The organism is Aminipila terrae (assembly GCF_010120715.1).
In the GTDB taxonomy this organism is placed as follows: Bacteria; Bacillota; Clostridia; order Peptostreptococcales; family Anaerovoracaceae; genus Aminipila; species Aminipila terrae.
In genome coordinates this window covers 1,493,861-1,506,432 of record NZ_CP047591.1, presented here as the reverse complement: position 1 = coordinate 1,506,432, position 12,572 = coordinate 1,493,861, and the positions used below count along the sequence as shown (strand labels likewise).

Here is a 12,572-nt window from a genome sequence, read left to right as displayed (position 1 = left end):
ATACAGAGTTTGAGATGTTAACAGGCATGAGCGTTAAGTTCTTTGGACCGGGAGAATACCCTTACAAGTCTATTCTTACAGAAGAAACCTGTGAGAGTGTGCCATATGATTTAAAGTCTATTGGCTATTCTACACATGCCATACATGATCACAGAGCCGTTTTCTATGGCAGAAACAAAGTTTTTGCTAATTTAGGATTTGATACATTTACAAGCGTAGAGTATATGAACCATGTAGTGAGAACCCCTAAAAACTGGGAAAAGGACTACGTTCTAACGGATCAGATAATGGATGCTTTAGAATCATCCAAGCAGGAAGACTTTATTTACACTTGTTCTGTTCAGGGACATGGTAAGTATCCAACAGAGCAGGTGATTAAGGATCCTGACATTGTAGTTACCAAAGCGCCTACGGAAGAATTGAAATGGCAGTATGAGTACTATGCAAATCAGATACATGAAATGGATCAGTTTATAGGTGAGCTGACAGAGAGACTGAAAAAATACGATGAAAAAGTAGTTTTAGTAATTTACGGGGATCATTTACCTGCACTGGAAATGACAGAAGATCAAATGGCTACGGGCTCAATTTTTAAGACCCAGTATGTTATGTGGAGTAATTACCCAATGAAAAGAGAGTATAAGGATATGTTTTCTTACCAGATGGCTGCTAATGTATTTGACAAGCTAGGATTCCATATGGGTGTCATGACGAAATATCACCAGAATCATCAGAATAGCCAGACCTATAAAGCTGATATGAAGAAACTGGAATATGATATGCTTTATGGAAAGAAATATATTTTTAATGGTGAAAATCCATATAAAAAAGTAGATATGAAGATGGGTGTAAAACCGATAAAGATAACGGATATAGTAAGAGTCGGTGATAAATTGTATATAAAAGGTGAGAACTTTACGGAATATAGCAAGATTTCTCTGGATGGAAAAATTTTAAAAACAATATTCCTGGGATCTTCAATACTGGGACTGCAGGAAGAGGTAGATTTAAATGCAGCCAATAGAATGAAGGTAAGCCAGGTTGAAAAAAATAAGGAAATTTTAAGTACAACGGAATAGAGGAGGAGAAAAATGTTACAATTGCTGGAAACTGAAAGATTAATTTTAAGGCCTTTTACAAGGGATGATGCAGAGGGATTATTTGCATATGCAAGTAATCCCAATGTAGGACCTCATGCCGGTTGGAAACCTCATGCAGATGTGCAGGAGTCCCAGAAAATTATCGACGAGCTCTTTCTGGTTAATCAGGTGTGGGCTTTAATAGATAAAACCAGTGGCAAGCTGATTGGCAGCATAGGACTGGAACCGGATAAACGCAGACCTGGGATTGCAAGTAAGGAGCTGGGTTATTCTCTGGCAGAGGAGTTTTGGGGAAAAGGTCTTATGACGGAGGCAGCTAAAGAAATCATCAGATATGCCTTTGAAGTAATGAATCTGGATATACTGGCAATATGTACGGGACTTACCAATGAAAGATCTGCAAGTGTAATCGACAAATGCGGATTTAAGTATGAAGGAACAGAAAGGTACTGCTATAAAATTTATGATGGCAGTGTAAGAAGTTCCAGATGCTTTTCATTACTTAAAACGGAATGGGAAGCCTTAAGGTGAGGTTATGGCAGCGGATATAAAAGGGATGGTTCAAATACGGGATAAGGAAAAAGTAATCTCTACTTTAATTAGTGCGTTTACTGATTATCCACAATTAACCAGGGCTTTCCCTGACAGAAGCAGACGAATGATTGTCACAGAGGCATCTTTAAGGTTTTATGTTGCCTTCGGTATGAAATACGGAGATGCATATGCCTTAAGTGAAGCTTGCCAGGGAGTAGCAGTAGTTATATCTTCTTCAAAAAGAAAGGTATCTAAATTAAAATATTTTCTTGCAGGGTCTTATTCGAGAAAATATAAAAATACCATATCAAGACTTACAGAGGAAGAACAACGTATAAGAACTGAACTTTTTCAAGAGATGGCTCAAATGGAGACAGAAATAAAGTTCCCATCAAAGTACATATATTTAAGTCATCTGGGTGTGAAAACCGAACATCAGGGACAGGGCATTGGCAGTGCAATTATGGACCGGATTATTGATTACGGAGAAAAAAAGAAACTCCCTGTTGTGTTATTTACCAATGAACCTGAAGGCGTGGGATTCTATCAGAACATGGGATTTAAAATCATGGGAATAACCAGCTCTAAAAAGTTTCAATTTATAAATATTTATCTTATTAAATTGTAATTTTTTAATAAATGGGAGTAACATTGATGGCAGAAGTAGTAGTATTTATAATTTGTTTAATATTAATTACCATAGGCTTTATATTTCAACTCAAAACTGGGGAAAAAAAGAAAAAGCCAAAAGAGACTGTGATTATACCGGAAGTTGTACAAGTGGCTTTTAGAAATTTTGCAGATAAGTTGCTTGCAGAAAAAGAGATTTTACTGGAAGAAGCAAAAATTAAAAACTGGCAGTCTCTGGAGTCTGTTTCCTATGAACAGGGTATTTTTAAATACTACAGAATCGAGTATAGTCTGATGCCGCAATCACCGGTTGAGACAACCGGGGGGATGATATTAAATTCCAGAGAAATTCTTGAGAGATTTGGCTTTAAAGGTGATATGGTCGCCTTGTTTTATGAAGAAAATGAAGACATTTTTGAAATTTCATTTTTACCTGAAACTCAGATTACCATGATGGGAGGCTGCAGAGCTTATATTGATACAAGGTATAACAATACCAAAATATGGGTGCCTTTAGAAGAATATAGTATGCGTATAAATGGCATTCAGTTAACTCTATTTGAAAACATGGCGGAAAAACCTATGTCAGAGGAACTGATAGCAACAAGGCATCTGGCTCAGGGAGATTTTGCCAGTACAGCACAATATACGGAAACTCTTGAGAATGATGATATAGAAATAAGCTCATGGATACAATTTGAGCGAAAAAGAGAACTGATTTATTCTTTAAGAGCTAAAACCAATAAAATAGAAACGTTTAGAGGTATTCATACCGGATGTACGGTTCAGGAATTAAAAGAAAAATATCCGTCAGATCTTTCTTACAATGAAGATTTAAACGGTAATGGACCAGCTTATGGGTATATTCCTCAGGATGGAACAGACCGATACATTGCCTTTAAGGCAAATGAGGAAATCATAAGCGAGATATTTATTGCGAATGGCTTTGGGGTGCGGCCATTCCAACCAGAAGAAGGCTATGTAGACCAGGATATTCCATGGATTGAAGACAGCTATGAGGAAAAGCTTACAGAAAAATATGCAAGGGCCCTGTATTTAGGGCAGCATAAGATGGATTCAGACCCTAAACAGGTTTTTAATCAATATGTAACAAAAAACTTTGAATCAATATCTGTAGTCAAAAAAGGCCTTTGGAAGGAGAATCAGAAAGATAAGGAACAAATATATTTTGTAATCTGCGAGAATCCTCAGGATAAGAGTAAACTCTATGTTGAAATAAAGTTAACGCAGATTCATATAACGAAATATACTAACAACACTATTATCTGGGTGGTGACACACCACAGAAGTCAAAAAAAGAGGGGATAGGCATGCTGTTTATTTTTTTAATCATTTGTATACTACTAATAATCATATCTTACTTTAGCTTAAATCTTTATAAACCAATTGAAAAAAGGACAATGCCTGAAGGTTTAGAGCCAGCTTTTCTGCAATATTGCGAATTTTTACTGGCTCAATTAAAACTGAAGCTGAAAGAAGTAAATCTCTCTCAATATAAATTACTTGCAGAAGTACCTTTTGAGGATGGAAAGTTTGAATTCTACAGTTTTGAATATACAATTACTCCGGAGAAAGCGGTAATCGACAATAATGGCATAATTTTAAATTCCAGAGAACTTCTCTCCAAGGGCGGCATGAAAGGAAAACCTGTATTACTTTTCTTCAGACAGGGAGACCAGGATATCTCTGAAATATCTTTTCCTGACGATAAAGAAATAGCCCATAAAGGATATAAGGGGTATGTTAATTATCGTTATGCCAATATGAAGGACTGGCCAGTGGAGGAGGAATATTCCCTGAAGATTGACGATCATATTCTGATGCTTTGGGAGAACCTGAAAGGGGATGCCCCTTTTCCATATGCGGTACAGACAAGGGAGCGTACTCGTGATTTTCTTAGTTATACTGCCCAATATACGGATACATGGGAAGGCCAGGGAATAAAAGTCAACAGTTGGATACAATTTGAAAAAAAGAGGGAACTTGTTTACTGGATTAAAAGTACAAATCCTGTAGCTGAGACAAATAGAGGAATTCATGTAGGAAGTTCTCTGATGGATTTAAAAGATAGATATCGTGGGGATCTGGCTTACGACGAAGACTTTAAAGGCGCCGGAGTTTGTTATGGATTTATTCCTAAAGATGACACTACCCGATACATAGCATTTTTTGTAAAGAATGAAAAGGTCACAGAAATATGGATAACAGATGCCTTTGATGAAAGGCCATTTAAAAAGGCTACAGGGTATGTTGAAAACGATGTAAAGTGGCAGGATTATGATTATTCAGATAAAATCTCGGAGAGATACGCAAGAGAAATCTATGTAGGGCAACACAAATCAGATTTTGATCCGGATAAGGTTTTTAATTCTTTTGTAGCAAAGGAGCTTCCGCTACTTGTTATTGTTGAACATGGTATTTTAAAAGACGGACCTGGAGAAAAAACCTATTATATCGTATGCCAGAAAAAGGACAGCTTTGAAAAGTTTAATATCGAAGTTGTACTGAAGAGGATAAAGCTGGAGCATTCTATAGCTGGAGAAGAAATCTGGGTAGCAGAAAAATACAGATCACAGATGATTATGAACTGAAGAGGATATAGAGTTGGCAAAGATATCGAAGATTAAAACAAATGCCTTAAGATCTCTGGACGCGAAAAAGATTATGCATAACGTATATGAATATGATGCCCCAGAAGGATTTTTGGATGGAGTATCCGTAGCCAGGGCTACGGGCATGGATGTAAACACAGTATATAAAACATTGGTGACCCAGGGTGCCAGTAAAGAGCATTTTGTTTGTGTAATCCCTGTGGCAGAAGAATTGGATTTAAAAAAGGCAGCGAAGCATTTTGGAGAAAAGAAAATTGAAATGATTCCCGCAAGAGAAATAACAAATGTAACGGGTTATATTAAAGGCGGATGTTCGCCTATTGGGATGAAAAAACAATTTAAAACAGCCATTGATAGCCATGCAGAAAATTTAGACCAGATTGTTGTGAGTGCTGGAAAGGTTGGCCTTCAGATGGAGTTGTCTGTTACAGATTTAGTTTCTGTGACAGAAGCAGAGCTGGTAGACTTAATCGTGGAATAATAAAAAGAATGTCTTGGAAAAGACATTCTTTTTTGTGTCTGTTTAAAAATATATTACAGATATGCAATGGTTTCTATTTCAACAAGGACGTCTTTTGGAAGACGTGCAACTTCTACTGCAGATCTTGAAGGAAAAGCACCTTCTGTAAAAAATCTGGCATAGACTTCATTCATTTTTCCAAAGTCGTTCATATCCTTGATAAATACAGTAGTCTTTAACACCTTGTCTAAAGAACTTCCAGCTTCTTCTAAAATGGCCTTAATATTTTCAAATACCTGCACTGTCTGTTCTTCAATAGTGGAACCAACGATTTCACCTGTCGTCGGATTTAGAGGAACCTGACCAGATGTAAATACCAGATTTCCGAAGATATTACCTTGTGAATATGGTCCAATAGCAGCAGGTGCTGCTGAAGTTGCAACTACTTTACGCATTTTAAAATCCTCCTTAAACCTAAAAAGTTTTCAATAATTTACTAATTATTATTATAAAGCTTTAGTCCAATCTATTCAAGTATGATAAAATTTATATTTATAAAAACACATGAATAATAATGCAAAAAAATTACTAGCATTAAAATAAACGATATGCTAAAATATACTCTATTGTTAATTCACTATAGTAAAGCAGATAAATAAGGGAATAAAAATGAGGAATTCTAACAAACATATATTTTTAATAGGTTTTATGGGCACTGGAAAATCAGCGGTTTCAAAGGAACTAGGAAAAATGATGGAATTAGACGCAATTGATACAGATGCATTAATTGCGGATATCAGTGGGATGAGTATTCCGGAGATCTTTGAAAATAAAGGTGAAGACTATTTCAGAGCATTGGAAACCAATGTGTTGCATAGAATATCAGATTTTCAGGGCAGCATTGTCTCTTGTGGAGGAGGGATTGCTTTAAAAGATGAAAATCTGGAAATAATGAAGAGGGCAGGGAAAATTATTCTTTTGACTGCAAGTGCAGAAACTATATATATAAGAGTTAAAAAAGATACGCAAAGACCACTGCTTAAAAACAACCTGAATGTGGAATATATAGAAGAATTAATGAAGAAAAGACAGCCGGCATATGACAAAGCAGCAGATATTATAATTGAAACAGATAAAAAAGATATTTTGCATATTTGCAAAGAAATTCTAATGAACCTTAGGATGTTGGAGGGTACTGAATGATAACATATAAAAATGAGATTGCCGTTGATGATTATTTACAACTTAGAGATGCAGTGGGATGGAGGAATTTACCCCGTGAACAGGCCAGGAAAGCTTTAGCAGGTTCCGTCTATATGTTAGTAGCATATGACAATGAAAAAGTAGTTGGAATGGCCAGAGTCGTGGGAGATGGGGTATATATGTCCTTAATCGTTGATGTAATGGTGCATCCAGAGTATCAAAAAATGAAAATTGGATCGTACATTATGAATAATATAATGAATACTCTTGAGTCATCGGTTAAAGGGGATGATATAATGATGATAAATCTCATGTCTGTTCCAGGAAAAGAAACATTTTATGAACAGTTTGGACTTGCGGCAAGACCAAATAAAACCATGGGACCGGGAATGTGCAGGTGGATTAACGTAAAATGAGTTGGTATATTCAGGCGATGAAAAAATATGCAGTATTCGATGGCAGAGCCAGAAGAAAAGAATATTGGATGTTTATGTTGTTTAACGCTATTTTATATGTATTGTTTATCCTTTTGGCACTAAAATTAGAAAATATCCTGCCAGTCATTATATATGAAGTAGCAGTAATTGTGCCATCATTGTCCGTCACTGTCAGACGACTTCATGATATCGATAAATCTGGACTCTGGGTATTCATATCTTTTGTGCCATTTATTGGAGACATATGGATGCTGGTGCTTAGCTGTTTAGAAGGTACCTATGGGGAGAACCGTTTTGGGGCTGACCCTAAGGCCAATGAGGGGATAGACATAGCCTAAAATAATATATACATGATGAAAAAGAGCTGTTGCTGAAGAATAAAGTATCCCTAAAGGATATTATTTCTCAGTTCACAGCTCTTTTAAATTAGGATTTAGTAATCGTTACCATTTACTTTGATCTTCATACTCTATCACAGAATCCGGGCTGTATTTTCTGTTCATATCATGTCTTGCTTTACGGTTTTCCTTTGTATCAAAGATAATAGAAAAATCATAATCATCTGGATAAAGCTGACTGGCAGGAGTTATAAGTTTAATGCGTTTATGACTGATAAGCTGCTTTTTCCCTTGAATTTGAACCACAAGTTCCCCTTTTTCATTTGCTTCTTTGAATACAATACCGATGGCCTTTTGAGGGTATATTCTGACACTGTCACCCATATGAAAACTATCACTTACCAAGGAAGCAGGGCTTTTAACAATATCTTTTTTATTATACTTGCAGAAATTAAACCTGATGGGACAGGCTCATCCTGTAAAGATACAGCGGGACAACCGGCGGGAGCAGAACCCTTACTATAGGATGCTTTTTCTGCTATAGCCAACATATGCTCAGGAAATCCTAATCTTTTTGCAATGTACAATGCACAGCTTTCTCCAGCTTCACCAATCTGTAACTTATATAAAGGCTTTAAACTTTCACGGTCAAAAGCCATTCTTGCATTTATAAAACCAACCGTATTTTCAGCAAAGTCTTTTATTTCCGGATAGTGTGTAGTGGCTACAAACAGACAGTTTCTCCGCTTTAATTCAGCTAAAATAGAAACGGCGATACCCATACCTTCTGCTGGGTCTGTTCCTGAACCTAATTCATCCAGGAGAACCAGACTCTCATCTGATACATTTTTCAGGATGTTAATTATATTTGTAATATGGGCAGAAAAGGTGGACAAATTTTCTGATATGCTCTGACCATCGCCGATATCACATAAAACGTTGCTATGCATGGAAAAAAGGCTTCCATTTGATACTGGGATATGAAGCCCACACTGGGCCATCAGTGACAGCAATCCAACGGTTTTTAGTGCTACTGTTTTACCTCCGGTGTTTGGCCCTGTTATTATTACCCCATTTATGTCCCCGCCTATTTCAAAGTCTAAAGGGACACAAATATCTGATTTCAGCAATGGATGCCTGCCTTGCTTTATAACTATTCTTCTTTCTGTAGTGATTGCTGCAGGAATAGCCTTCATATCAAGGGAGAGCTTGGCTTTTGCAAATATAAAATCCAGGGTTTCCATTGCTTCTATATTAATTTTCAATTCATTTATATAACTATCCACTAATGCAGTTAATGTAAATAAAATTTTTCTGATTTCATTATCTTCTTCAATTTGTAATAAAAATAGCTCTTCCTGAAACTTTCTCACTGATGAGGGTTCAATGAAATAAGTTCCTCCAGTATTTGAAGTATCAATGACTGTTCCCGCTACCTGGCTTTTATATTTACTTTTAACAGGTAAAACAAATCTGCCATTACGCATTGAAACATATCCATTTTCAAACCACTGTTTATTATTCCGAAGGATACTTTCAAGTTTTTCTTTCAAAGAAGCGTTGATGGTTTCAATCTTTCTGCGTATTCCGTGTAAAACTGAAGAAGCTCCACTATCTACTATTCCGTTTCTGATCGAACAATTAATTTCTTCAGATAGTGTATCAAGAGAATAAAAAGCGCCTCCGTAAGAAGAGATGTTATCTTCAATGGTTTCGGCTCTTTTTAAATAGCTTTTCATACGTTTACAGGCATTTAAAAAAGTGCAGATACTCATAAGCTGTTCAGGAAGTAACATGGAACCCTTAGCTGTCAATTCCAGAATCTTATCCAGTTCTTCCATTGATGTAAGAGGGGGAGTTCCTATGCTGTTTAATATTTTTACAGCGCCTGATGTTTCATGCATTTTATTTTTACACTCCCGTTCACTGAGAAAAGGTTGTAACTGAAGTAACTTTTCTTTTGCATTGTGAGTAACGGCAAAATCTGCCAGCCTTTCAAGTATGGTATTAAATTCCAGTGTATTATCAGTATTCATAATTAATCCTCCATATAAAGTCATATAAGAGAAAGACGCCTTTTACTGATTTAAAATGGTGATTTCCACAAGGTGCAGAGGTCCTCAGTAAATAAAATATAAACAGACTAAAAATAAAAAAGTGCAACAGAATAAGCCTGTTACACTTCGTAAATTACAATCAAAAAATATTATAATCTCACATCAACACTCGAGTTAATATGTTTTATAACTTAAATGGTCATCAGAGGAAGTATATCTGCAAGGCGTAAATGGGTACACTAAAAAAGCAGGCAAAACCTACTTAATAAGGTAACCTTTCTTTCTCAACTATTTAGTTGAAAATCACCATTACAGAAACAATTAACAAAAAATATCCTCCAATTTCTAGATTATCATATGTTCACTTTAGCATAATTTATTATATATGTAAAGCGTAACATCTTTGTGCATTAGTTACAATGAATAATATTTAATATCTGGTACAAAGCTTCAACTTCCAGCTGTCCTGGAGCGGAAGACTTGCCCACGGAACCAAAGGTTATTGAAGAACCAAAATATTCCCCGGATATTCTGCTGATACTCCCCAGTTTTGACATAGACATGGTAATAATGGGGCCTTTTGCATATTTCTCATTCATTTCTGCTGTAGCTTCAAGGAGCGTCAGCACATCTTTGTAACAGGCAGGCATTACGGCTATTTTGGGAATATCTGCACCCAGATCCTGCATTTTGCAAAGACTGGATATGATCTCTTCTTTTGACGGGGTTTTTTCAAAGTCATGACTTGAAAGGATAACCCTTATATTCTTCTTGTGGAATTGTGGAATTAAAGACTTCACAAAATGGTCTCCGGCAGATGCTTCTATATCGATTAAATCTATTAGGCCTGTGGCTGCAGCTCCCTTCATTAATTCAGCGTATTCTTCAGTTTGGGCAGATTGATTTCCACCTTCTTTAGAAGTTCTGAAAGTGAAAAGAATGGGTATATCCTTCAATATAGTTCTGAGGCCAGTAAGCACTTCCCGAACCTGATCAGAATCAAAGGCATCCTCGAACCAGTCAACTCTCCATTCTGCCAGGTCAACAGGAAGATTACGTATAACTTCCCCAGCAGCAAAAATATCTTCCTTGGTGGCAGCAACAATGGGTGCACAAATTTTAGGCTGGCCGTCACCTAATATCAAATTTCTGACTTTTAAAGTTTTCATGGTTAGAACTCTGCTCCTTCCCCTGGGATAAATAAATTTTTAAGTTCTTTAATAATGGTTTCATTCTGGGATGCAAAACCACCTTTTCCAGTAAAGCAGCCGGCAGCTGCGGAAGCCTGGGCTACCAGCATGGCAAGGCCACTGGCATATGGTATATGAAGTTCTTTTGCTTGTTGAATAAATTGTGTGCAATAAGGGTTATATACTACATCAAAAACGCCACAGCACATGGTGAATCGACTTAAGTCTATGGGACGGCCATCTGTATCGGGCCACATTCCTACAGGAGTAGTATTGATTATTATTTCAGCGTCGGGTTGTGCATCTAAATCTTTATAATTTAAAGTAGTACAATTTATTAAAGGGTAAGGAGAATGCTTGGTATCCGTCTTCAGACTTTGAAAAACAGGGGTTTCAATTTTTCTTGATGCAATAAGGATTTCCCGGGCACCCATGTCTAAAACGGCTTTACGTACCGTTTTACAGGTAGCACCATCACCGAGAATAAGCACTTTTTTATTCTGGACTGAAATCTCTGCCTGTTCCATTGCATAAATAAAACCTGCATAATCTGTGTTTGTTCCGCAAAGCTCTCCTTGTGGGTTAAAATACAGTGTATTGACAGCGCCTATTTCCTGTGCAAGTGGAGAAACCTGGTCGCAATAGGGGATAACCGTCTGTTTGTAGGGGATCGTAACATTCAGTCCCTTAAAATTCCGGTTCTTGAGAAATGAGTCTAATTCCTGACTGGTGAGAGGAATTAAATCATAAGTGTATGCACCCAGTTTCTCATGAATGATTTTTGAATAGCTATGTCCGAGTTTTTCTCCAATGAGTCCGTAAATCATAATTCCTCCTTTTAAAAATACTAATTTTCTATATAATTCCCAAGAAAGACAAAACGCTCTGGCTGTGAAGAAAGTTCACAAAGCAGGCTGACAACCTGGGGAGAGCATAAAGATGCTTCCATATCAAAATAAAACATAAATTCAAAGTCACTGCCAGGGATTGGTCTTGATTCCAGCTTGGTCAGATTCAATCCCAAGGCTGAAAATTTTGCAATCATATTGTATAAAGACGATGGACGATGTGGTAGCGACAGCATAAGACTTAGCTTATTCGCACCGGGATATATCTGCAGATTTTTGGAGATACAAATAAAGCGGGTATAGTTATTGTCACTTAGCTGAATGTCTTCAGAAATAATATGAAGCCCATAAATATCAGCACATTCCCGGGAAGAAATAGCAGCAATATCTGTACGGTGGCTTTTAGCAACTAATTCGGCAGCCATAGCAGTATTTTCACAGGTGGTTATTTTTACATCCTTTAATTCTTCAATGAATTTGGAACACTGACCCAAGGCCTGTCCATGGGAAATAATTTCTTTTACATCTTCAAGTTTAACTCCGGGTTTCCCTAGCAGCTTATGAGCTATCCGCAGTTTAAAGGCTCTCGCAATATAAAAATGGTGATTTTTCATCAGATCATAGACAGGACCTACAGAGCCGTAAGAACTATTCTCAATAGGAAGAACTCCGTATTGGCAAAGCCCTTTATCAACCGCATTAAAAACACTTTCCCAATTATTAAAATACATAACAGATGGAAATTCAAATATTTTTTCAGCCGCCAGCTGTGAGTAAGAACCTTCAATCCCCTGACAAGCCACTACCGCTTTTTTAGGAAAAATTTCTGGAGTATTCAACATAGCGGTATCAATTTCCTTTTTTAAAGGAGAGTCTGTGTGCACAAACTGGGTCTGGTAAGAACGGCTTACATCAAAGATGGTATTATATAAAATACGGGCATAACGTTCCAACGGTTCTCCAGCCTGATCCGAGACTTTAGCCAGCACTTCTTTTTCTCTTTGGGCATTTAATATGGGAACCCGGGAGGCTTTTTTTCTTCTGCAACCTGCTTAGCTATATTCATACGCTTTATAAACAAATCTGTAATTTCAGTATCTATTTTGTCTATCTGGTCTCTTAAATTCTTTATGGTCATATCC

The 12,572-nt window shown here is 36.8% G+C and carries 16 protein-coding genes; 9 read left to right on the top strand and 7 right to left on the bottom strand.

Annotation, left to right across the window (positions count from 1 at the left end):
- The first annotated feature begins 14 nt into the window (after positions 1-14).
- The 6 genes from Ami3637_RS07150 to ybaK are packed head-to-tail and all read left to right on the top strand — an operon-like array spanning position 15 to position 5,378.
- Positions 15-1,079, top strand: coding sequence for an LTA synthase family protein (locus Ami3637_RS07150; protein ID WP_162361971.1), 1,065 nt, complete (start codon positions 15-17; stop codon positions 1,077-1,079).
- Between the two features lie 12 nt (positions 1,080-1,091).
- Complete coding sequence (locus Ami3637_RS07145) at positions 1,092-1,631, top strand: GNAT family N-acetyltransferase (RefSeq protein WP_162361970.1); 540 nt, start codon at positions 1,092-1,094, stop codon at positions 1,629-1,631.
- 4 nt (positions 1,632-1,635) lie between these two features.
- Entirely contained in the window at positions 1,636-2,262 is a 627-nt protein-coding gene (locus Ami3637_RS07140) for a GNAT family N-acetyltransferase (protein WP_162361969.1), read from the top strand.
- A gap of 26 nt (positions 2,263-2,288) precedes the next feature.
- Positions 2,289-3,593, top strand: coding sequence for a hypothetical protein (locus Ami3637_RS07135; protein WP_162361968.1), 1,305 nt, complete (start codon positions 2,289-2,291; stop codon positions 3,591-3,593).
- Positions 3,594-3,595: 2 nt separating this feature from the next.
- A complete protein-coding gene (locus Ami3637_RS07130; protein ID WP_162361967.1) occupies positions 3,596-4,876 on the top strand; it encodes a hypothetical protein in 1,281 nt (426 codons plus the stop codon).
- Positions 4,877-4,898: 22 nt separating this feature from the next.
- Positions 4,899-5,378 carry a Cys-tRNA(Pro) deacylase gene (ybaK, locus tag Ami3637_RS07125; protein ID WP_162363694.1) on the top strand — a complete coding sequence of 160 codons (480 nt, stop codon included), beginning with the start codon at positions 4,899-4,901 and terminating at the stop codon, positions 5,376-5,378.
- Positions 5,379-5,431: 53 nt separating this feature from the next.
- Here ybaK and Ami3637_RS07120 read toward each other — a convergent pair whose 3' ends face one another.
- Entirely contained in the window at positions 5,432-5,812 is a 381-nt protein-coding gene (locus tag Ami3637_RS07120; protein ID WP_162361966.1) for a RidA family protein, read from the bottom strand.
- 214 nt (positions 5,813-6,026) lie between these two features.
- Here Ami3637_RS07120 and Ami3637_RS07115 point away from each other — a divergent pair, with 214 nt between their 5' ends.
- The 3 genes from Ami3637_RS07115 to Ami3637_RS07105 are packed head-to-tail and all read left to right on the top strand — an operon-like array spanning position 6,027 to position 7,335.
- Positions 6,027-6,560, top strand: coding sequence for a shikimate kinase (locus tag Ami3637_RS07115; RefSeq protein ID WP_330586879.1), 534 nt, complete (start codon positions 6,027-6,029; stop codon positions 6,558-6,560).
- Positions 6,557-6,976, top strand: coding sequence for a GNAT family N-acetyltransferase (locus Ami3637_RS07110; RefSeq protein WP_162361965.1), 420 nt, complete (start codon positions 6,557-6,559; stop codon positions 6,974-6,976). The genes Ami3637_RS07115 and Ami3637_RS07110 overlap by 4 nt, the downstream gene beginning before the upstream one ends.
- Entirely contained in the window at positions 6,973-7,335 is a 363-nt protein-coding gene (locus Ami3637_RS07105) for a DUF805 domain-containing protein (RefSeq protein ID WP_162361964.1), read from the top strand. The genes Ami3637_RS07110 and Ami3637_RS07105 overlap by 4 nt, the downstream gene beginning before the upstream one ends.
- Positions 7,336-7,440: 105 nt before the next feature.
- Here the strand turns inward: Ami3637_RS07105 and Ami3637_RS18450 are convergent, their stop codons facing one another.
- The 6 genes from Ami3637_RS18450 to Ami3637_RS17365 form a co-directional block, all read right to left on the bottom strand.
- Entirely contained in the window at positions 7,441-7,740 is a 300-nt protein-coding gene (locus Ami3637_RS18450; RefSeq protein ID WP_330586878.1) for a hypothetical protein, read from the bottom strand.
- Positions 7,734-9,371, bottom strand: coding sequence for an endonuclease MutS2 (locus tag Ami3637_RS07100; RefSeq protein ID WP_330586877.1), 1,638 nt, complete (start codon positions 9,369-9,371; stop codon positions 7,734-7,736). Before Ami3637_RS07100 ends, Ami3637_RS18450 begins: the two co-directional genes overlap by 7 nt.
- Positions 9,372-9,802: 431 nt before the next feature.
- Entirely contained in the window at positions 9,803-10,561 is a 759-nt protein-coding gene (gene aroD, locus Ami3637_RS07095) for a type I 3-dehydroquinate dehydratase (protein WP_162361963.1), read from the bottom strand.
- Positions 10,562-10,563: 2 nt separating this feature from the next.
- Positions 10,564-11,409, bottom strand: a complete 846-nt coding sequence (locus tag Ami3637_RS07090) for a shikimate dehydrogenase family protein (protein ID WP_162361962.1) — start codon at positions 11,407-11,409, stop codon at positions 10,564-10,566.
- A 20-nt stretch (positions 11,410-11,429) separates the two neighbouring features.
- Complete coding sequence (locus Ami3637_RS07085) at positions 11,430-12,419, bottom strand: prephenate dehydratase (RefSeq protein ID WP_243158130.1); 990 nt, start codon at positions 12,417-12,419, stop codon at positions 11,430-11,432.
- Between the two features lie 20 nt (positions 12,420-12,439).
- Positions 12,440-12,568, bottom strand: a complete 129-nt coding sequence (locus tag Ami3637_RS17365) for a chorismate mutase (RefSeq protein ID WP_243158129.1) — start codon at positions 12,566-12,568, stop codon at positions 12,440-12,442.
- Positions 12,569-12,572: the final 4 nt, after the last annotated feature.